Below are 19,366 nucleotides of genomic sequence, written 5' to 3' on the forward strand. Positions count from 1 at the left end.
TTCGAGGGTTTGGGACACTGGATTGTTCGCATACAGTTAGTTTGCTAACTATCAATATGATAGATGGATCCAAAGCCGTCAAGTTTTGAAACACTTTTGTGATGGGTGGTGGGGGCTGTGGGTAAGTAAAGCGGGTTTGAGCGCGAACGTTAGATTTGCGGCAGAACACAACACCTGTGGGAGCTGGCTTGCCTGCGATAGCGGTGGATCAGTCGAGGTCGATGTTGACTGAACCACCGCCATCGCAGGTAAGCCAGCTCCCACATTTAGTTCAGCATTTGCCTCAGGCTGGCTGTTCGGCCTGAGCGTCCAGGCGGCGCTGGATTTCGCCCATCATGTCCAAGCCATCGCGCAACGAAACCAGTGCTGCGGTGACGAGGTGATGAAGGTTCTTGCTGTCCGTTTTGGCGCTGAGCGTTTCCAACAGCTCGGTGCCGATACGCACGCGGCTGCGGGCTGTTTCATGGAGCAGGTGTGAGGGCGCAAACGTGTTGAAAGCCAGAACGGGAACGCTGGTGGGATTGGTTTGAAGCGGTCTGTATTGGTCCATCGATAAAGCCTCATAGATAAGATTTTGACCACCTGTCCCCGTCGCCAAACGAGTATGGGTGGCAGCTGTACGCAGGTTGGCGAACCGGTTATCTATGAAACCCGGCAGATCCGAAGATCTCCCGCGCACAGCCGCCATAGAACTCATGTATCCGCCAAGCGGAGAACACGGAGTTAGAGCGCTGTAACGCGTCATAGAATGCGGATCGCCAAATCCGATCGCCGATGTGCGGCGACGGGGCGAACTATAGGGGGGATGGTTAAGGCTGTGCAACTGGCTTATGGACTACCGCCGACTGCTGGAAACGATCAAATAAAACACCTGTGGGAGCTGGCTTGCCTGCGATAGCGGTGGATCAGTCAAGGTGGTTGTCGACTGACTCGGCGCCATCGCAGGCAAGCCAGCTCCCACATTCAGTTCAGCGTTCACCTGAGGTCTGCTATGCATCCGTGGGCGTCAAAAGGCAATTTTTTACGCCAGGCGCCCTCCTCGCAACAACAGATTCAGCTCATCCACCACCTCAGCCCAATCCGCATCCTCCAAAATTTCTTCACGCAAAAACGCTCTCTGGCTGACAGTCCAGAAAAAGGCATCTGCCAATTTCAGATCCGGTTTAAGCGGCGAATGCACTGCCACAAACTTCTCAATACTGACCGGGTCTTCCGGCAGCCCGAGCTGTTTGAACAGTGATGGCAAGCTGTGCACAGGCGATTCCATGGCGGGCTCCAGGTAAAGAAGACTTGACTGAGTCTAGCGGCAACCTTCAGGTTGCGGATGGGCCCCGTTGCACAGCACGAACAGTCGCGCCCTCGCACCACCGCCATCCTGACGGCTCAGTTCACGCCAGCCTTCAGGTAAGGGCGCGAATTCATCCGGCGCTTCGTTGCTGCTGATCAGCCAGACGCGACGGGTATCGGCAGGCAATGCCGACAGGCGGTCGAGGTAAATGCGCCCGCCGTCCTGATCGACCAATGTGCCGAAACCGTAGGCGTTCGGGCGGGTCGGCGTGCCGTCGGGTTTGGGCGGTGTGTAGAGCTGCAATTGGGCGTCGGTCTGGTCGTAATACACGTAGCTGAGGTACCACAACATGTCGCTGAGAACGATGCGGTCGTCTTCCTGGTAATTACGATTGACGAACTCCACGGGCACGTTGAACTGGTCGTGCTCATCGACGGTGAAGTTGTTTTTGAGCCCCATCAGCTCCATGCCGACAAATAGCACGAACAACGCTACACCCAGCCATGACCAGCGTGCCGGCAGGCGATCAATGGCCAGCGCCACCAAGATGGGCAAACCCAAGGCGTATACCGTCAGGTAACGCTCGATAAACACCGGCGAAACGAACGAAACCGCATACACCAGCAGCAGCGGCAGCAGCACAAACAGCGCCAGCAGGCTGGCCGGGCGATAGCGTTCGCGATCCTGCCAGGCGGTGATGCCCACCACTGCGATCAGCAGCAACGGGATGAACCAGAACAACGGCGCCCAAAAGCCGATGCCCTCGTCCTGGACAATGAATTGCCAGATCATCGACGGCAGTGAAAACAGATTGACCGGGTCTTCCCAGCCGATGTCCCCGCCCACCTTCAGTTGTTCAATGTGTTGCACCAGGCCCAATACATTGGGTAACCACGGCAGGTAAGCCACGACGATCGCCGCGTTGGCCACCCACCACGCAGGGCGTTTGAGCAGACGCTGGCCGGGCGCCTGGGTTGAGCTCAACAAGGCCAGATACGCCCAATGCACCAGCACACACAGGGCAGTGAAATAATGGGTGTAGAAACCGGCGCTCATCAGCACGATATACCCCACCAGATAGCGCGTGCGCTCTGGTTGGCGCACCCAGTACACCAGCGCCAGCGTGGCACCCAACAGCCACACGCCCAGCAGCGAATACATGCGCACTTCCTGGCTGTAGCGCACCGCCGTGGGCAGCAGCGCCAGCAGGATCCCGGCAAGCACGGCGGCACGTCGGGTAGACAGTTGCCGCGTCAACCAGATGCCCAGGCCCACGGCGATCGCACCGGGGATCGCACTCATACTGCGAATCGACCAGATACTGTCACCGAACAGTTCGATCCAGCCGCGCAGCATGAAAAAGTACAGCGGTGGGTGCACATCGTGGGCGGCGTGAAACCACAGGTCATCGGCAGCGTATTCGCTGAGCAGCAGGCTGGAGCCTTCGTCACCCCAGATTGCGGCGGACGTCAGGTTGTAAAAACGCAGGGCGACGGCCAGTACCAGGATCGGTACCCACCACAGCCGGCTCATCCAGCCGGCAACGTCCCAGCTACTCGCGACGCGATCAAATGCGGGCAATGCCGCCACCTTTTCATCTTGCTCTACCACAGACCGTCGCACCTCGATTCCCCTACCCTTGCCTTTTCCGGCCGGCCAAAAAGCCCTGCGCGTGAATGATCGCCACTCTAGGACAAAAACCCCTTATTCGCTGCTGGAATCGGACAAATCGGCGATTTGTGTAGGCCTTCACCGAAGCATTTGTAAGATCACGCTATTATGGCGTCCTTCCAAGGACTCTGGATCAAGGACACGCCCATGCGCATCGGTTTTCTGTCACCACTGGCCCTGGCATTGCTCGCCGGCCTTTCCTTCCAGGCCCAGGCCAGCGGCGATGACTCGTGCTACCCCGACTGGCGGGTCTCACGCGACAGCCTTGAAGGCTGCAGCAACCTGCCCTTCCTGAGCCCGGGCAATGACAGCCGGGTCAACCTGCGCCTGTTGCTGGCGGATAAACAAGTGGCCCCGCTGACGCCCAATGCACTGGGCGAGACCGACCTGGAAGAAGGCTTCGGCCCGGTGCCGTTCCCGGTGTACCGCCTGACCCCGGTAGCCGACGCCGCCGATGAGAAAACCGACGTGGCACCCACACCCGGCAAACTCGACGAATTGCTCGCGCCACTGGGCATTCAGCGTGAAGGCGACAAGGCGGCGGGTGACGCCTTTCTGACCGGCGAAGGCAGCCGCTGCCGCAGCAATGATGAAAGCAGTGCCACGGCGTTTATCAGCCAAGTGGTTAAAGCCGACGTGCCTGAAGCGGAGCGCCACCTGCTGGCCAAGGGACGTGTAGAGATGCTCGGCGCCTGTACCTGGGACGGCGCCAGCCTGGGTGACCCGGAGCAGATCCAGTCCACCGCAGGCCGCGAGCTGCGCACTTACCTGCAAGCCGCCGGCGACTTCTACAGTGGCCGGTTTGGCGATGCGCAGCGCGGTTTTGTCGCCGCCGCCGCCGGCAGCTTGCCGTGGGTCAAGGAAGCCGCGTTCTACATGATCGCCCGCACCGAGCTGAATCAGGCCCAGGAAAACGCCTTCGACGAATACGGCATGCCGCAACTGGAGCATGTGGATAAGTCGGTGCTGGCCGATGCAGACACCAGCTTCAACCTGTACCTGAAAACCTATCCACAGGGCGACTACGCTGTCTCTGCCCAGGGCCTGCTGCGCCGGGTGCATTGGCTGGCGGGCGATACCGACAAGCTGGCCAACGACCTGGCCGCGCAGTTGAGCGCCAAACAGCGCAATGTGTCGCTGGACGAGTTGGTGCAGGAAGCCGACAACAAGCTGCTCAGTGCCACCCAAAAACCTTCGGCCAACCCACTGATGCTGGCGGTCAACGACTTGATGTGGATGCGCGCCGGCAACCCGCCGCTGCTGAGCCGCGCGGCCCTGGACGCGCAAAAGCCGGTGTTTGCCCAGGAGCCAGCGCTGTACGACTACGTGCAAGCGGCGTTTGCGCTGTACGTCGAACATCAGCCCGACACCGCCTTGAAACTGCTGCCCCAGGACGTGCCCGCCAGCCTCGACTACTTCGCTTTCAGCCAGCAAACCCTGCGCGGCCTTGCCCTGGAAGCCAAGAAGGATTGGCAAGGTGCGCAAGCGCTGTGGCTGCAGCTGCTGCCCCTGGCCAAGCAACCCTTGCAGCGCGACCAGCTGGAACTGGCGCTGGCGATGAACTACGAGCGCAACGGCCAACTGGCCAGCGTGTTCGCCAGCGATTCGCCGATCAGCGCCAAGCAGGTGCGCTACATCTTGCTGCGTAACATCGCAGGCCAGGACCTGTTGCGCCAACAGATCACCCAGGCCAGTGACCCGGTCGAGCGTGCCACCGCCCAGTTTGTGCTGCTGTACAAAGACCTGATGCGCAGCCAGTACGCCACCTTCGCCGACGACCTCAAGCAACTGCCGGCATCGGCGCCCGCCGACAAACTCGGCACCAGCCTGGGTTATGTGTATGGCGATGGCCGTTCGTTGCAGTTGTTCCAGTGGAACGGTGATAAGGCGGAGTCCGGCTACACCTGCCCGAGCATTGCGCAAATCGCCAGCACCCTGCAGGCCGATGCGAAAAACCCCAAGGGCCTGAACTGCCTGGGTGAGTTCATCCTGCGCAACAACCTCGATGGCATGCCGCTGGACCAAGTGCGCGCCGCCGGCAGCCTGGGCAGCACCGCCTCGTTGTTCAAGGGCGAGACCTTCTCGCGGCTCGACGGTTACCGCCAGGTCATCGCCAACCCCAAGGCGCCGCACAACGACAAGGCCTACGCGCTGTTCCGTGCGATCAACTGCTATGCGCGGGCCGGCTATAACGGCTGCGGCGGTGTAGACGTGGATAAATCCGTGCGCAAAGGCTGGTTCCGCCAGCTCAAAACCGGGTTTGCCGACACCGAGTGGGCGCAGTCGCTGAAGTACTACTGGTGAAACACCTGTGGCTAGGCTTGCTGCTCCTCGCAAGCCCGGCCTTTGCCGGCGTTGACGCTCGCGACTACGACGCCTTCTGGCTGTGGAGCGGGGTCACGCCGCAGCCGGTGCTCAAACAGGCGAACACCCTGTACATCCTCCAGGGCCAGATCAACTCCACCCGCCGCGCGCCGCAACGGGGTGTGCAGTTTATCGCCCAAGGTATCAGCGTACCGCGCATCACCCAAGGCCAGGTCTGGGTGGTGTACCGCGCCCACACCCTGCACTGGCCCGCGCGCGTCTACACCCAACTGCTCGGCCAGGTGCAACGCTGGCGCGATGCGGGCAACCCGGTGGTCGGCATCCAGATCGATTTCGACGCCCGCACCCAATACCTGCACGAATACACAAGCTTCCTGCGCGACCTGCGCCAACGCCTGCCTGCCGACCTGCGCCTGAGCATTACCGGCTTGATGGACTGGAGCAGCAACGCCGACCCGCAAGCCATCGCCCAGCTCAAAGGCGTGGTGGATGAAGTGGTGATACAGACCTACCAAGGGCGCCACAGCATCCCGGATTACGCAGCGTATTTGCCACGCATGAACCGGCTGGGGCTGCCGTTCAAGGTGGGGCTGATTCAGGGTGGCGTATGGGAAGAGCCGGGGTATTTGAAAGGGAGTGAATGGTTCAGGGGGTATGTGGTGTTTTTGCAGAACCCTTAAATCACGCAATATTCCATGTGGGAGCGGGCTTGCTCGCGAAAGCGGTGGGTCAGTCAACATCAATGTTTGCTGGGCCGACGTCTTCGCGGGCAAGCCCGCTCCCACATTTGATCTTCGCTGCTTTGAGCATTTCGTTCGCTTAACTGACTGGCATTAGGGCAAGCCCGCTCCCACAGTGGGTTATGTTCAGCCTGCCGGAATGGAGGCTGTAGCGGGGTAGACCGACTCCCAGCCACCGCCCAACGCCTTATACAGCCCCACCATCGCCAGCGACACGCCGGTGGAGCTTTCTACCCACTGCTCCTGCGTGGCCAGCAGCGCGCTTTGCACGGTGAGTACGTTGACGAAGTCCACCACGCCTTCGACGTACTGCTGTTGTGCGGTGCTCAACGCGATCTGGTTCTGGCGCACCGCTTCGGCGAGGCTGTCGCGGCGCAGCTGGCTGGCGTTGTAGCGGGTCAGTTGGTCATCGATCTCATGCCAGGCACGCAGTACGGTTTGCTGGTACGCCAGCGCCGCTTCCTGTTGCTGGGCTTCACGCAAATTCAACATGCCTTGCAGGCGCCCGCCATTGAACAACGGCAGGCTAAATTGCGGGCCGAAGGCAAACGCGCGCGAGCCCCAGGAGCCGAAATCCGAGAGCTGCAGGGCTTGGGAACCCAGGCTGCCGGACAAGGTGATACGCGGGTAAAAATCACCTTTTGCCACGCCGATACTGGCGGTGGCCGCATGCAGGCGCGCTTCGGCCTGGCGAATATCGGGCCGGCGTTCGGCCAGTTCCGAGGGCAAGCCGATGGCGACCTGGCGCGGGGTTTGCGGCACGGCGGCGTCCTTGGACAGTTGCGCATGCAGCGCTTGCGGCGGCTCGCCCATCAGCAGGCTCAGGGCGTTGATCAGTTGGTCCTGACGCTGCTGCAAGTCCGGCAAACGCGCTTCGATGGCGGCGACCTGGGCGGCAGCTTCGGCCACATCCAGGTCAGTGGCCACGCCGTCGGCCAGGCGCAGTTGCGAGAGCTTGAGGCTGTGGCGGGCGACGTCGAGGTTTTGCTCGGTGACAGCACGCGTGTTCTGCACGCCGCGCAGTTGGATGTAGTCCTGGGCGGTTTCGGCGAGTACCGACAGCAATACGGCGCGGCGGTCATCTTCGGCGACTTGCAGGGTGGCGTCGGCGGCTTCGGTTTCGCGTTTGACGCGGCCCCAGAAGTCCAGCTCCCAGGCGGCCGAGAAGCCCATGTCCCATTGGTTATAAGCAGATTGCCCGTTGTTTTTGGACGGGTCGCTCAGGCCTTTGCCGCTGTTGCGCTGGCGCAGGTAATCCCCGGTGGCGTTGACGTTGGGGTAACGCTCGGCAGTGGTCACCTGACGCACGGCACGGCTTTGTTGCAAGCGGCTGCTGGCCAGTTTCAGGTCGAGGTTATCGGTGAGCGCACGACGTGTGAGGGCCGAGAGTTCTGCATCGTGGAACACGTCCCACCAGCGCTCCTGCAAAGGGTCGGTCACCGCGTGGCTCGCCGCCTGGCGACCCTGGGGCTCGCTCCACTGGGTGACTTGCGGACCCTGGGGCCGCTGGAAATCCGGGCCGACCGTGCAGGCACTCAGGCTGATCAGGCTCAAGGTGAGCCAGGCAAATGGTTTCATTGCTGGGCCACCTCACGCGGCTGCGCGACAGGCCGGGTGTCGACTGTGGCTTGCACCGACATGCCCACGCGCAGGCGTTCAATATGGGGCTGGTTCGGCTCCAGGATGATCTTCACCGGAATACGCTGTACCACCTTGGTGAAGTTGCCGGTGGCGTTGTCTGGCCTGACCGAGGCAAAGGTCACGCCGGTGGCAGGCGCCAGGCTCTCCAGATGGCCCTTGAGCCATTCGCCGTCGAGGCTGTCGACGCTGAGTTGCACCGCTTGGCCGGCATGCATATGCGACAGTTGCGTCTCCTGGAAATTGGCCACCACATAGGCCTCGGCCAACGGCACGACCGCGAGGATCTTGCTGCCCGGCGTCACATAGGCGCCGACCCGCACGGCACGCTCGCCGACCATGCCATCCACCGGCGCGACAATGCGTGTGTAGGACAACTGGTAGCTGGCCATTTCCAACGCCGCCTGGGCGCGTTTGAGCCCACCTTCGGCAGCGTCACGCTGGGCGGTGAGGATTTCCACTTGCTTGCGCTCAGCCGCCAGCACCGCCGTGGCTTTGGCCAGGTTTGCGGTGGCCTGGTCGATGCGCGTCTTGGCTTGCTGGGCGTTCTGCACGGTGCCTGCGCCCACGCCAGCGAGGTGGTTGTAGCGGTTAAGTTCGTGCTCGGCGAACGCCACTTCGGCACGGTCGGCCGCGACGGTGGCCTGAGCCTGGGCGATCACCGAGCTTTGGCGCTCCAGGGTGGCCGTGGCGTTCTTCAGCTGGGCCTGGGCGACCAGGGTGTCGGCGTCAGCGGCCTGGGCGGCAGCGCGAAAATCGCGGTCGTCGATCAACGCCAGCAGTTGGCCGGCCTTGACCTGTTGGTTGTCTTCCACCAGCACTTCTTTGATAAAACCCGCCACGCGCGGCGCCACCAGCGTGAAGTCGGCGGCGACGAAGGCGTCGTTGGTGGTCTGGCGCTTGCTGCCCAGCACGCCCGGCGCGACCAGATAAACCAGTACGCCGACGGCAAACACAGCAATAACGGAGACGGCAATTTTGTCTTTGCGTTTCATGAGAAGTCCTTGAGGCTAGGTCGGTGCGCGAGGCGGAAAGATCCGCGTGGGCATCCAGAAAATCAGCAGGATCAACGCCACCGCGACACCGGCCATGACGTAATAGAGGTCCGAAGAAGTCAGCACCACCGCCTGCTGGTGCAGGCGCTGGGCAAGGCCAGGCGCGTCGCTGTCGGCCAGGGGCGAGTTGCCCAGGTGGTCCACGAGCAGGGTCGAATGGAAGTGCTCACGCAGGGTGGTCAGGGTGTCGAGCACGGCCGTGGCGATGACCGCAGCGAGGCCTTTGACGGTGTTGAACCAGGCCGAGGCGAACGGCCCGTCCATCGGCTGGATGCTGCCGGTAGAGAGCATCAGCAACGGCAATACGGCCATGGGCTGGCCGAAAATCTGCAGCAGGTACCAGCCGTAAAAATCGTCACGTATCCACGCCGAGGTGAGGTGTGAACTGCCGATGCAGCACAGCACCAGCATGCTCAAACCAAGGCCCAGCACCCAGCGGCAATCGACCCAACGCAGGTTGCACAGCGCCGCCACCAGCGGCAGCGCAATCAACTGCGGCAACGCCATCAGCAGCATCACCGGCGCGGTTTGCAGTGGCCGGTAACCCTGCACCTGAGCGAGAAAACTCGACGGGATGATGATCACCGAGGTCAGCACCATCAGCACGCCCGCCAGCACGATCAGGGCGAACGCCAGGTTGCGCAGGCCGAGCATCTGCAACTTGAAAAACGGCACGGGGTGCGACCATTCATTGAGCATGAACAGCACCAGCAACACGCCGCCGCCGATCAGCAGAAAGGTGATCAGGCCGGATTCGAACCAGTCCAGGCGATTGCCCTGCAACAGGCCGATGACCAGCATGCAGATCGCCGGAAAACCCAGCAGCAGGCCGCGCCAGTTGAACTGCTTGAAGCGCTCCAGACGCAGCGGGTCTTGCGGCAAGCCGTAAGCCACCGCGACCATCGCCAGCAGGCACGGCCCGACGATCTGCCAGAACGCCCATTGCCAGCCGACGTATTCGGTCCACAACGCCGCCAGCGGCGTGCCCAGGCTCGGGCCGAACGTGGCGGTGAGTGCGTAACCGGCCAGGCCGTAGAGCTTGACGTGGGCCGGCAGGAAACGCAGCGCCACGGTCATCAACATCGGCGGCAATGCGCCGCCGGCCAGGCCTTGCATGGTTCGCAGTATCAACAGGCTTTCGTAGTTCGGCGCAAACGGGCACAGGATGCCCAGCAAGGTAAACAGGCCGATGGCGCACAGGGTGAAGCGTCGCAGGGAAAAGGTCACCGAACACCACGGCGCAAAGGCCATGGCCGCCACGGAGGTGGCCGTGTAGGCCGCAACCAGCCAGGTGCCTTCGTCAAAGCCGATGAACAGCGCACCGCGAATATCCGCGAGGGCTACCTTGGTGACCATCTCATTGAGACCCGAGACCAGCACCGCCAACAACACACCGACCAAGCCGATGATGATGCGCGGGCCGAACACAGGTGGGCTCAGGGCAGTGGGTTTGGCTGCAGCCTGGAGAGCGGGGGCCGCGAGGGATGTCATGAACGCGCAACTCGGAATTAGAAATACCCGAGCAGTTTAATGCGGTGCATACATGACAAAAAAGTTACTTGTTGGAAGCTTATAAGTGCGCCAGACGCAATCCTAAGAGGGTAAACACGAAGTCTGTGGCAAGTGAGCTGTTGTGGCGAGCAGGCTTGCCCTGCGTTGGGCTGCGAAGCGGCCCCAAACCCAGACGCTGAGTACTTTCAGGAAAAACTGCAGTGCCTTTACTGGGGCTGCTTCGCAGCCCAACGCAGGGCAAGCCTGCTCGCCACAAGGGTAATTGGCTGCCTTTAAAAGTTGTGTAAGCCGTGGGTCAGGCAATGAATCCCTACACAGTCAGACCGCCATCGCAGGCAAGCCAGCTCCCACATGAATCAAGTGCATCTCAGCTGCTGGGCTGGGCTTCGAGCCAGGTGGCATGGCAGCTCTCGCGCATGGTCTCGCGTAGCCATTTATGGGCCGGGTCTTTGTCGAAGCGTGGGTGCCAGGATTGGGCCAATACCAAGGTCGGCAAAGAGATAGGCAACGGAAAGGCGCGCAACGGCAGCCTCAGGCGGTTGGCGCTCAGCAACGCTTCCTTTGGCACGGGCAGCAGTAGATCGGAGTCGGGCAGCATGAACATCGCGCCGTGAAAGCCTGGGGCGATCATGGCCACGCGGCGCTCCAGGCCTTGGGCATTCAGCGCAGTGTCAATCGGGCCACGGGCGATGCCGCGTCGCGAAATGCTGATATGGGAATAACTGGCAAACCGTGCGGCGGTGATTTCTTCGTCGAACAGCGGGTGATCTTGCCGCGCCAAACCGACGAAGGTGGTGGAAAACAAATTCTGTACCTTCACCTCGGGGCTGGCCGGCAATGTATTGCTCACGCGCAGGTCCAGGCGCCCTTCGCGCAGCGCGTCGTCGTCGGTATCGCCTTCTGGCACAAAGCACAGCTCGCACAGCGGCGCCATGCGCTCCATGGTGTCAAACAACCGGCCACCATACACGCCGACAAAAAAGTCGTTGGCCCTCACGCTGAAGCGGCGGCGCAAGGTGCTGAGGTCCACCTCGTCCGCCGAACGAAACAGCAACGCCGCCTGTTCCACCACGTTGCGCACCTGGCCTTGCAACTGCAAGGCCTTGGGCGTCGGCACCAGGCCGCGACCGGCACGCACCAGGATCGGGTCGCCCACCGCCTCGCGAATCCGCGTAAGGGTACGGCTCATGGCCGCCGGGCTGAGGTTCATTCGCCGCGCGGCGCCGACCACACTGCCCTCGTCGAGCAAGGCGTCGAGGGCGACCAACAGGTTCATGTCCGGTAGTTGCATGCCAAGCACTCGTGATCAGTGGGGAGTGAATTGCACGCAATCCTAGCAGGGATCAGTGGCTCAGCGCTGCATGCCCCAACGCTTTACGGTGAGACGCTCGAAGGTATCAAACACCAGGTTTTCCACCAGCAAACCGATGAGGATCACCACAGCCAAACCGGCGAACACTTTATCGGTATACAGCTCGTTGCGGTTCTGGAAGATGTACCACCCCAGCCCGCCTTTACCGCTGGTGGCGCCGAACACCAGTTCAGCGGCGATCAATGTGCGCCAGGCAAAGGCCCAGCCGATTTTCAGGCCGGCCAGGATCGACGGCAGCGCCGCCGGAATCAGGATGAACAACACAAAACGCATGCCCTTGAGGCCATAGTTGCGACCGGCCATGCGCAGGGTGTCGGACACGCCGAGAAACCCCGAATAGGTGTTCAGCGCCAACGCCCACAGCACCGAATGCACCAGCACAAAGATCAGGCTGTTCTGCCCCAGGCCAAACCACAACAGCGCCAGCGGCAGCAGGGCAATCGCCGGCAGCGGGTTGAACATCGACGTCAGGGTACTGAGCAGGTCGCGGCCCAATTGCGTGGACACGGCCAAGGTGGTGAGGGCAAACGCCAACACGATGCCGATCAGGTAGCCCTTGATCAGCACCGCCAGCGAGATCCAGACCTTGCTCAACAGTTCGCCGCTGAGCAAGCCGTCGAACAACGCCTGGGAGGTCTGCAAAAAGCTCGGCAGTAGCAGGTCGTTGTTCTGGTAGCGGGCGACCGCCTCCCAGAGAATCGCGAGCACGATCAGGATCAAGCCCTTGCGCAGCCAGCCTTGTTGCCACAGGCGTTGGCGCAGCGGCAGTTCGCGCTCGACGGGGACGCTGAGCAGTGGTTCGAGGGTGATTTCAAATTCCTGGCGCATGGTGCGGCCCCTTAGTAAGCAATGCGGATATCGGCGAAACCCAACTCACGTTCGGCTTCGGGCGCTTCATCGAACAGCAGGCGATGAATACGCCGCGCCGACGCCTGGAATTCCACACCGCCGAGGCTGTGCAGGTCGTATTGATGGCTGTGGATTTCTGCCCGCACGCGCCCGGGGTGCGGCGACAACAACAGGATGCGGTTGCCCACCACCAGCGCCTCTTCGATGGAATGGGTGACGAACAACAGGGTGAAGCGCACCTCTTCCCACAGCAGCAGTAATTCCTCCTGCATCTTGCGCCGGGTCAGGGCATCGAGGGCGGCGAAGGGTTCGTCCATCAGCAGGATTTTCGGTTGCATGGCCAAGGCGCGGGCGATGGCCACACGGGCTTTCATGCCGCCGGACAGGGTGTGCGGGTAGGCGTCGGCAAAGGCACTGAGGCCGACTTTTTCCAGGTAGTGCAGCGCGCGTTCTTCAGCTTCGCGGCGTTTGAGGGTCTTGGAGGCCAACAGCGGGAACATCACGTTCTGTTTGACGGTTTTCCACGGTGGCAGCTGGTCGAATTCCTGGAACACCACAATGCGATCCGGCCCGGGTTCGTCGACCTTTTGCCCCAACAGACGAATCTCGCCTTCGCAAGGTTTGATAAACCCGGCGATGGACTTGAGCAAGGTGGATTTGCCGCACCCCGAAGGGCCGAGCAGCACGTAACGGTCGGCCGGGTCGATTTCGAAACTGACCTGGTGCGTGGCCCGCACCACGCGCTCGGGCGTGCGGTATTCGAGGCTGACGTTGTCCACCGCCAATAGCGGTTTGGCGGTACTCAGGGTGCTGGCCGCGTGGCCTTGCAGGGGCGCGTTCATGTCAACTCTCTTGCCGGGAATCAGAAAGGCGCATCGCCCTGGATGGTGGTGCGAAACAGTTTGCGGCGCAGGTGGCTCGGGCAACCGGCGGCCAGGTGGATCAGCGAGCGGTTGTCCCAGAACACCATGTCGTGGGGCTGCCACTGGTGGCGGTAGATGTTCTGCGGCAGCACGCTGTGGGCGTAGAGCTGGGCCAGAAGGTCGCGGCTTTCGTCTTCCGGCAGGCCGACGATACGGGTGGTGAAACCTTCGCTGACGAACAGGGCTTTGCGGCCGTTTTCCGGATGGGTGCGCACAATCGGGTGGACTACCTCCGCCACCTGAGCCAACTGTTCGGGCGTGAGGGTTGGGCGCCAGTTGCCTTCGAATTTGGTTTCGCTGTAACGCGCGGTGTAGGAGTGCGCGGCGCTGCGGCCTTCCACGGCTTTGCGCAGGTGCTCGGGCAGTTGATCCCAGGCTTTGTGCATGTCGGCGAACAGGGTGTCGCCGCCTTCGGATGGCAGTTCCTGGGCATGCAGCATCGAGCCGAGGCTGGGCAGCTCTTTATAGGAGAGGTCCGAATGCCAGAATTTACCCGCATCGCCCAGGCCGATGGATTGGCCGTTCTCGATGATGTTGGAGACGATCAGGATTTCCGGGTGGTTGGCCAGCAGGAACTGTTTGAGCACGTGGATCTGCAGCACGCCGAAGCGGCGGCTGAAGGCGATCTGTTGTTCGGGGGTAATGCGTTGGTCGCGGAACACTACGACATGGTGGTTCAGGTGCGCGCGGTGAATGCGGGCGAAGTCCGTGTCGTTGACCGGGCGGGACAAGTCCAGGCCGATGACCTCGGCGCCGACGCTGCCGGGCAGTGGGCGAATCTCGAAAGATTGGGTGGCTGGGGTCGCTGTTGGAACAGTAGAGGTGGCGGACATGAGGGCACTCCCGGTCGGACAGGGGAGTGAATTTATAGGTATAAGAATGGAAGCTTAAATACCGTTAGCGAATATCGATATGCTTTAGGGTTGGGATCTGCGGTGGGGCTGACGACGCTATCGCAGGCAAGCCAGCTCCCACATTCGGATGTGTTCACAAATCAAAATGTGGGAGCTGGCTTGCCTGCGATGAGGCCCTGACAGACGCTGAAGATCAACGCTCGTGCAACGCCTCGGCCCGCGCCTTGATGATCGGCTTGAGCAGGTAGCTGAGGATGCTTTTCTTGCCGGTGATGATGTCCACCGAGGCCACCATGCCGGGGATGATCAACAACGGCTTCTCATCAGTGCCCAAGTGGCTGCGGTCGGTGCGCAGGGTGATCATGTAGTAAGTGGTTTTCTTGTCTTCATCGGTGATGGTGTCGGCACCGATGCGCTCAAGCTTGGCCTTCAGGCCGCCATAGATGGTGTAGTCATAGGCGGTGAACTTGACGATCGCCTCTTGCCCAGGATGCAGGAAGGCGATGTCTTGCGGGCGGATCTTGGCTTCCACCAGCAGGGTGTCATTGAGGGGCACGATTTCGACCATGTCGCTGCCCGGCTGAATCACGCCACCGACGGTGTTGACCAACAGCTGCTTGACGATGCCGCGCACCGGCGAGGTGACCAGGGTACGGCTGACCCGATCTTCCAGGGCACGGCCGGTGGACTCGGCCTTGTTCAGCTCGGTGCGGGCTTCGTTGAGTTGGGTCAGGGCTTCGCTGCGGAATTTGCCACGGGTTTCGTCGATTTTGCGCTGCACTTCCTTGATCGCCGACTCGGCGCGCGGGATCGCCAGGGTAGTGGCGTCCAGCTGACCACGGGTTTCCATCTCGGCGCGCTTGAGGCGCAGCACTTCCACCGGCGATACCGCGCCCTGGGCCACCAACGGCTCGGACATGTTGATTTCCTGGCGTTGCAGGGACAACTGGCTGCGGTACTGGCCTTGCTTGGAGGTAAATTCGCGCAGTTCCTGCTGGCGCTGCACCAGTTGCTCCTGCAAACCACCGACTTCGTCTTTTAATTGCTGACGGCGGCTTTCATACAGCGAGCGCTCGTTGGCGGCCTGGCTGGGCGCGGCCTTGAGCACGTCGTCGGGGATGTTGAGCGGGCGGTCATCCACCTGCGCACTCAGGCGCTCAACGCGCAGTTGCATGGCCAGGCGCAACGCTTCGGTTTCGCCGGCATTGGAGACAAACCGAGTGTCGTCGAGGCGAATCAACGGCGCACCGGCTTCGACGATCTGGCCTTCCTTCACATACAGCTCGGAGACAATGCCGCCTTCCAGGTTCTGGATTTTTTGCAGCTTGGACGACGGAATCGCCTTGCCGTCGCCTCGGGTAACTTCGTCGATGCTGGAAAAACCGGCCCAGGTCACCAGGAAGACGAAGAACGCAATGATGGCCCAGATGGTCAGGCGGATTACCCGCGGCGCATCTTCGATCAGCGCTTTGTTGACTTCAGGCAGGGGCTGGCCCTGCAGCGAGTCGGTGCCTTTGAAGTAACGGCCAACCGCGCTTTTGATGGAGTTAAGCAACACTGATCTGCCCCTTTTTCAACGCTTCCATAACCACGGCTTTCGGGCCGTCTGCGAGGATCTGCCCACGGTCGACCACCAACAGGCGGTCCACCAGCGAGAGCAGTGAGGCACGGTGCGTCACCAGCACCACGGTCTTGTTTTGCACCACGGCTTGCAGGCGTTGTTTCAAGCGTTCTTCACCGGTGTTGTCCATGGCACTGGTGGGTTCGTCCAGCAGCAGGATGGGCGGGTTGAGCAGCAGCGCACGGGCCAGGGCGACGTTCTGGCGCTGGCCGCCGGACAGGTTCTGCCCGCGCTCGCCCACTTGCAGTTCATAACCTTGTGGGTGCAGGCGCGCGAATTCGTGCACGCCGGCCAATTCCGCGGCTTGCAGGACCATTTCGTCTTCTACATAGCGCGCACCGGACACCAGATTGTCGCGCAGGGTGCCGGCCAGCAATTGAATGTCCTGAGCGACGTAGCCGATGTTGTGGCGCAGCTCGCTCACGTCGATCTGGCGCACGTCCACACCGTCCACCAGCAAGGCGCCTGAGTCGGGCTGGTACAGGCCGACAATCAGCTTGGCCAGGGAGCTTTTGCCCGAGCCACTGCGGCCGATGATGCCGATTTTCTCGCCCGGCTTGATCACCAGGTTGATATTTTTCAGCGCGGCGTTCTGCTGGTTCGGGTACGTAAAGTTCAGGCCACGGCACTCGATGGCGCCTTGCAGGGTGCGGCGGCTCATGGGGCGCTCTTCGAAATTGCGCTCCTGGGGCAGCTCCATCATCTGGTCCACCGAGGTCATGGTGACCTTGGCTTGCTGGTAACGGGTCAGCAGGCCCGACAGCGAGGCCAGCGGGCTCAAAGCGCGGCCACTGAGCATGTAGCAGGCAATCAGGCCGCCCATGCTGAGGTTGCCGTCGATAATCTGGTACACGCCGAAGACGATCATGATCACGCCGGCCAGTTGCTGGATGAGCAAGGTCATGTTCATCGACAGGCCCGACAGCAACTTCACGCGCAGCTCAAGGCGGCTGAGGGTGCCGATGGTCTGCTCCCAGCCGTACTGGCGCTCGCTCTCGGCGTTGTTGACCTTGACCGCGTCGAGCCCGGCGAGGGTTTCGATCAGGCTGGACTGACGCTCGGCGGCCAGGGCCATGGTCCGTTCCATGGTCGCCACCAGCGGTTTCTGCAGGGCGTAGCCGATGCCCAATGCCAGCGGGAACGCCAGTACCGGGATCCACACCAGGTGCCCGCCCAGGATGGCGATCACCAGGAAAATCAGCAGCGTGAACGGCAGGTCGATCAGACTGGTGAGGGTCAAGGATGCGAGGAAATCACGCAGGCTCTGAAACTCATGGATGTTCTGCGCGAAGCTGCCAACCCGTGCCGGGCGGTACTTCATGGACATGCCGACAATGCGCTCGAACAGCGTGGCCGAGATGATCAGGTCGGTTTTCTTGCCGGCCAGGTCCAGGCACAAACTGCGCAGGCTTTTGAGCACCAGGTCGAACAGGTAGGCGCCGCAGATACCCACGGCCAGCACCCAGAGGGTGGCGGTGGCCTGGTTTGGCACGACACGGTCGTACACGTTCATCACAAACAGCGGCGCGGCCATGGCGATGATGTTGATCAAAAAGCTCGCGGCGATGGCGTCGGTGTAGAGCCAGCGCGAACGTTTGAGCGTGTCGCGAAACCACGAGCGCGCCCGAGGAATCAGGGTGCCGTGGTTGACGTCGAATTTGTGCTGCGGCTGGGCGAAGAAGACCTTGCCGATGTAGTCGTCGGCCAGCAGCTCACGTTTGATCAGCACTTCACCGCCGTCGCTTTCGCTGAGCAGGATGCGTGCTTCGTCTTCGCCTTGCCAACCCACCAGCACGGTACTGCGGCCGTCCTTGAGCAGCAGCAGCGCCGGCAGTGCAATCGTCGGGATCTGCTCCAGCTTGCGCTGCAACACCCGGCCTTGCAGCCCGGCACGCGCGGCTGCACGCGGCAGCAACTCGGCACTCAGGCGCTGCGACGGCAGCGGCAAACCGGTGGTGAGCATGGCCGCGCTGGCGGGCTTTTGATGCAGGGCACAGAGTGCCAACAACCCGTCCAGTAACGGGTCGTCGTGCAGCGTGCGTGGATCATGACTGAGATGAACTCGACTGACTTCGGATTCCACGCGGTGCACTCTCGACTAACAGATGGGGCTATTGGGGTGACTCAATTCATCCCAGGCAGTTGGACTTTAGGTTTCACGTCGTTCTGTACGACGGACGCCATCGGTGCGACTACGCCCTGGCTTTTGAGCAATTCGCCCATGGTCGCCTTGATTCGATACTGAGTAAATAACTGAATGTTCTTGATCTCTTCCAGACGACGGGAAGCGGTGAACAACTCGTTCTCACTGTCGAGCAAGTCGAGCAGGGTTCGTTGGCCCAGGCTGAACTGCTGCTGGTAAGACGTGCGCACGCGGGTGCTGTGGTCGACGTATTGCTGGGCAACCGGCAACTGCGCATTGGCGTTGTTCAAGGCGTTCCAGGCCAGGCCCAGTTCTTCATTGAGTTGGCGCAAGGCGTTGTTGCGGATATCCAGGGCTTGGCTGGACTGGTACGACTTGGACTGCAGGTCGGCCTTGTTGCTGCCACCGGCAAACAGGTTGAAGCGCATGCGCACCATGGCTTCCCAGCCATTGCTGTGGCCGGCATCGCCGCCGACGTTGTTGTCGGCATTGGTACCAAGCTCGGCATCAAAGCGCGGGTAGAAGGGCGACTTGGCAGCTTCGTACTGGCTCTCGGCGGCGGAGATATCCGACTCGGCCGAACGCAGGATCGGGCTGTTATCGAGCATCTGGCGCCGGGCTTCATTCAGGTCCGCCGGCAGCATGGCCATAAAGGGCGCTGGGCGCTCAAGCTGATCGGGCATCTGGCCGACGGCGCTGAGGTAGTTGACCTGGGAGTCGGCCAGGTTGGTCTGCTCGGTGATCAGGTTGTTGCGGGCCTGGGCCAAACGCGCTTCGGCCTGGTCCTGGTCGGCACCGTTGCCGACACCGCGCTGGGTGCGCAATTTGATCTGGTCGTAGATGCGTTCGTGGTTGCGCAGGTTCTCTTCGGCCAGGCGCACGAATTCGCGGCGGGTCAACACGTCCAGGTAGACCTGGGCGACGGTCAAACCGGTGCGCTCGGAGGTGCCGAGCAAGGAATAAGCACGGGAGTTGACGTTGGCTTGTTGGCGCCCGACTTCGCTGGAGGTGGCGAAACCGTCAAAGATCATCTGTTGCAGACGCAGGCTCGCTTCGCCGCGGTTGTGGGTGTCCCACTGGTTGCCGTTCGGGCCGCTGGCGGCGCGGGTGGTGGAGTTGTCGGTGCCTTCACGACCGTAACCGGCGTTCAGGTCAACGCGTGGCAAGTAACCACCTTGAGCGGCGCGCAGTTGGTAATCGGCGGCAATTCGGCTGTTCACACCGGCTTGGATTTCCGGGTGCACATCCAGCGCCTGCTGCATGGCCTGGGGCAATGTTTGGGCTTGTACGAAACCGGCGGCGAGTACGAACGGTATTGCCTTGAACAGGTGCAGACGCATTAAAAAATTCCCCAGGACTTCTTGTCTCAAATCAC

15 protein-coding genes are annotated in these 19,366 nt (G+C 61.6%); 2 read left to right on the top strand and 13 right to left on the bottom strand.

Going from position 1 to position 19,366, the window contains the following annotated elements:
* Positions 1 to 283 precede the first annotated feature (283 nt).
* The 3 genes from QF043_RS27915 to QF043_RS27925 form a co-directional block, all read right to left on the bottom strand.
* Entirely contained in the window at positions 284 to 697 is a 414-nt protein-coding gene (locus tag QF043_RS27915) for a hypothetical protein (RefSeq protein WP_307420954.1), read from the bottom strand.
* Positions 698 to 1,021: 324 nt separating this feature from the next.
* Positions 1,022 to 1,267, bottom strand: coding sequence for a DUF2789 domain-containing protein (locus QF043_RS27920; protein WP_307420955.1), 246 nt, complete (start codon positions 1,265 to 1,267; stop codon positions 1,022 to 1,024).
* Between the two features lie 33 nt (positions 1,268 to 1,300).
* Complete coding sequence (locus tag QF043_RS27925) at positions 1,301 to 2,911, bottom strand: glycosyltransferase family 39 protein (RefSeq protein WP_307420957.1); 1,611 nt, start codon at positions 2,909 to 2,911, stop codon at positions 1,301 to 1,303.
* A 195-nt stretch (positions 2,912 to 3,106) separates the two neighbouring features.
* On the opposite strand from QF043_RS27925, the gene QF043_RS27930 reads away from it, so the two are divergent.
* Together QF043_RS27930 and QF043_RS27935 are read left to right on the top strand one after the other, a co-directional pair.
* Complete coding sequence (locus QF043_RS27930; RefSeq protein ID WP_307420958.1) at positions 3,107 to 5,263, top strand: outer membrane assembly lipoprotein YfiO; 2,157 nt, start codon at positions 3,107 to 3,109, stop codon at positions 5,261 to 5,263.
* Complete coding sequence (locus QF043_RS27935) at positions 5,260 to 5,964, top strand: DUF3142 domain-containing protein (protein ID WP_307420959.1); 705 nt, start codon at positions 5,260 to 5,262, stop codon at positions 5,962 to 5,964. The genes QF043_RS27930 and QF043_RS27935 overlap by 4 nt, the downstream gene beginning before the upstream one ends.
* Positions 5,965 to 6,150: 186 nt before the next feature.
* On the opposite strand, the gene QF043_RS27940 is transcribed toward QF043_RS27935, so the two are convergent.
* The 10 genes from QF043_RS27940 to QF043_RS27985 all read right to left on the bottom strand — a co-directional run bounded on the left by QF043_RS27940 (position 6,151) and on the right by QF043_RS27985 (position 19,331).
* Positions 6,151 to 7,602 (bottom strand): efflux transporter outer membrane subunit, encoded by a 1,452-nt coding sequence (locus QF043_RS27940; protein ID WP_307420960.1) that lies wholly within the window; start codon positions 7,600 to 7,602, stop codon positions 6,151 to 6,153.
* Complete coding sequence (locus tag QF043_RS27945; RefSeq protein ID WP_307420961.1) at positions 7,599 to 8,657, bottom strand: HlyD family secretion protein; 1,059 nt, start codon at positions 8,655 to 8,657, stop codon at positions 7,599 to 7,601. Before QF043_RS27945 ends, QF043_RS27940 begins: the two co-directional genes overlap by 4 nt.
* Positions 8,658 to 8,672: 15 nt before the next feature.
* On the bottom strand, positions 8,673 to 10,208 hold the full coding sequence (locus QF043_RS27950) for an MFS transporter (RefSeq protein WP_307420962.1): 1,536 nt from the start codon (positions 10,206 to 10,208) through the stop codon (positions 8,673 to 8,675).
* Between the two features lie 388 nt (positions 10,209 to 10,596).
* Positions 10,597 to 11,520 carry a LysR family transcriptional regulator gene (locus tag QF043_RS27955; protein WP_307420963.1) on the bottom strand — a complete coding sequence of 308 codons (924 nt, stop codon included), beginning with the start codon at positions 11,518 to 11,520 and terminating at the stop codon, positions 10,597 to 10,599.
* A 60-nt stretch (positions 11,521 to 11,580) separates the two neighbouring features.
* On the bottom strand, positions 11,581 to 12,429 hold the full coding sequence (locus QF043_RS27960; RefSeq protein WP_307420964.1) for an ABC transporter permease: 849 nt from the start codon (positions 12,427 to 12,429) through the stop codon (positions 11,581 to 11,583).
* An 11-nt stretch (positions 12,430 to 12,440) separates the two neighbouring features.
* Positions 12,441 to 13,292, bottom strand: a complete 852-nt coding sequence (locus tag QF043_RS27965; RefSeq protein WP_017136617.1) for an ABC transporter ATP-binding protein — start codon at positions 13,290 to 13,292, stop codon at positions 12,441 to 12,443.
* A gap of 20 nt (positions 13,293 to 13,312) precedes the next feature.
* Complete coding sequence (locus QF043_RS27970; protein ID WP_307420966.1) at positions 13,313 to 14,206, bottom strand: TauD/TfdA family dioxygenase; 894 nt, start codon at positions 14,204 to 14,206, stop codon at positions 13,313 to 13,315.
* A gap of 214 nt (positions 14,207 to 14,420) precedes the next feature.
* Positions 14,421 to 15,785, bottom strand: a complete 1,365-nt coding sequence (locus QF043_RS27975; RefSeq protein ID WP_056858083.1) for an HlyD family type I secretion periplasmic adaptor subunit — start codon at positions 15,783 to 15,785, stop codon at positions 14,421 to 14,423.
* On the bottom strand, positions 15,775 to 17,931 hold the full coding sequence (locus QF043_RS27980) for a type I secretion system permease/ATPase (protein ID WP_056858202.1): 2,157 nt from the start codon (positions 17,929 to 17,931) through the stop codon (positions 15,775 to 15,777). The genes QF043_RS27975 and QF043_RS27980 overlap by 11 nt, the downstream gene beginning before the upstream one ends.
* A 41-nt stretch (positions 17,932 to 17,972) precedes the next feature.
* Positions 17,973 to 19,331, bottom strand: coding sequence for a TolC family outer membrane protein (locus tag QF043_RS27985; RefSeq protein WP_307420968.1), 1,359 nt, complete (start codon positions 19,329 to 19,331; stop codon positions 17,973 to 17,975).
* Positions 19,332 to 19,366: the final 35 nt, after the last annotated feature.

It is taken from the genome of Pseudomonas sp. W3I7, assembly GCF_030816095.1.
Taxonomy (GTDB): Bacteria; Pseudomonadota; Gammaproteobacteria; order Pseudomonadales; family Pseudomonadaceae; genus Aquipseudomonas; species Aquipseudomonas salomonii.

What these genes read in the sequence shown, in the direction of transcription:
- QF043_RS27915 (WP_307420954.1), bottom strand. Translation starts at nt 697, where the DNA reads ATGAGTTCTATGGCGGCTGTGCGCGGGAGATCTTCGGATCTGCCGGGT.
- QF043_RS27920 (WP_307420955.1), bottom strand. Translation starts at nt 1,267, where the DNA reads ATGGAATCGCCTGTGCACAGCTTGCCATCACTGTTCAAACAGCTCGGG.
- QF043_RS27930 (WP_307420958.1), top strand. Translation starts at nt 3,107, where the DNA reads ATGCGCATCGGTTTTCTGTCACCACTGGCCCTGGCATTGCTCGCCGGC.
- QF043_RS27940 (WP_307420960.1), bottom strand. Translation starts at nt 7,602, where the DNA reads ATGAAACCATTTGCCTGGCTCACCTTGAGCCTGATCAGCCTGAGTGCC.
- QF043_RS27945 (WP_307420961.1), bottom strand. Translation starts at nt 8,657, where the DNA reads ATGAAACGCAAAGACAAAATTGCCGTCTCCGTTATTGCTGTGTTTGCC.
- QF043_RS27950 (WP_307420962.1), bottom strand. Translation starts at nt 10,208, where the DNA reads ATGACATCCCTCGCGGCCCCCGCTCTCCAGGCTGCAGCCAAACCCACT.
- QF043_RS27955 (WP_307420963.1), bottom strand. Translation starts at nt 11,520, where the DNA reads ATGCAACTACCGGACATGAACCTGTTGGTCGCCCTCGACGCCTTGCTC.
- QF043_RS27960 (WP_307420964.1), bottom strand. Translation starts at nt 12,429, where the DNA reads ATGCGCCAGGAATTTGAAATCACCCTCGAACCACTGCTCAGCGTCCCC.
- QF043_RS27965 (WP_017136617.1), bottom strand. Translation starts at nt 13,292, where the DNA reads ATGAACGCGCCCCTGCAAGGCCACGCGGCCAGCACCCTGAGTACCGCC.
- QF043_RS27970 (WP_307420966.1), bottom strand. Translation starts at nt 14,206, where the DNA reads ATGTCCGCCACCTCTACTGTTCCAACAGCGACCCCAGCCACCCAATCT.
- QF043_RS27985 (WP_307420968.1), bottom strand. Translation starts at nt 19,331, where the DNA reads ATGCGTCTGCACCTGTTCAAGGCAATACCGTTCGTACTCGCCGCCGGT.